Annotated in this window: 1 protein-coding gene; it reads left to right on the top strand. The window is 57.7% G+C overall.

Going from position 1 to position 1185, the window contains the following annotated elements; genetic code table 11:
• Positions 1-682 precede the first annotated feature (682 nt).
• On the top strand, positions 683-1185 hold a 503-nt coding region (locus DN412_RS42880), incomplete at its 3' end, for a reverse transcriptase domain-containing protein (protein WP_244223117.1).

Genomic DNA, 1185 nt, shown 5'->3' with positions numbered 1-1185 from the left:
AGTACGCCCAGCCAGCGTAGCCCGCCCGTTTGGGGGTGAAGCTGCTTGAGCATGTTTGGAATGCAGGACCCGGCGGAATTGAAATTGTGCAGTACCGGGGCATGCCCTTCCTCTGCTGCGAGAGGAAGTGAGCCGAAGCGGCGGTGACCTGCTGACACTGGCAGGGTGACGTAGTCCGTGGGAAACGGGGCTTGCGGCGAAGCGGTTACGCCAAGATGAGTCTCTAGGCTGAGCATGGGACGGTTGAGGAACACGAACCTGTTGAAACGCATCTGAGGGTTGAAATGTCACCCCTGCCCACACCGCTTGATGGGCATGACGCGAGCTGTTACCGGGCACATCCATGGCCCGGTGGCACGAATGCTACTTGGATATGTAAGCCGAGCAGCAAGGAGCCATGGGGAGCGCGCAGCTAGACCGTGGTGTTCGCGACGACTTGCGGCAAGCAAGGATAAAGACTGCGACAGGCAACCTCGCCCATGCGTTGAGTCCAGCATGTGAACTGGGGAAGGTTTGCACAGATGCCAAGGGAGTGTGCCCCCGATGATGTGCAAACTGGCGGAGCCTCCGTAGTAGTCCGAGGTCGGGAAAGCCGGCCACATGGCGAAGGGAGGCAGTTGAAGTGGTTTGTTTGGTTAATTAGCTGACTTTAGTGAGGTGAAGACCTTTGATAATCAGTGAAATGCAAAGCAAACTGGCGACATGGTCGACGGAGGACAAAGAGCGAAAGTTCGATCGACTCCTGAGACTGATTGCCAATAGGGATTGGCTGAGCGAAGCGGCTCGCATTACACTGGCCTCCAGTGGAGCCCGCACGCCGGGCGTGGACGGGGTCGACAAGTGCATGATGGAAGAGAATCTCCAGCATGAACTGGCGACGATACGCGACGAGTTGCTGACGGGCTCATATAGTCCGCTGCCTGCACGACGCGTGTACATACCGAAAGCGAACGGAAAACTCAGACCTCTCGGCATACCGAGCCTGCGGGATCGGATCGTGCAACGGGCAATGTTGATGGCGATGGAGCCGATATGGGAGAGCGATTTCCACCCGGCTTCATATGGCTTTAGGCCTGCCCGTAGCGTACATCACGCGATTCGCGCGGTGAAGCTCCAGCTACAAGACAGCGGTGAACAAAGTACTGCGGGACGTTGGGTTATCGAGGGCGACCTCGCCAGCTACTT

The sequence above is a fragment of the Cupriavidus lacunae genome (assembly GCF_003353055.1).
Taxonomy (GTDB): domain Bacteria; phylum Pseudomonadota; class Gammaproteobacteria; order Burkholderiales; family Burkholderiaceae; genus Cupriavidus; species Cupriavidus lacunae.
Note: the sequence above shows the minus strand (reverse complement) of the source record. Positions and strands in the feature narration are given on the sequence as shown.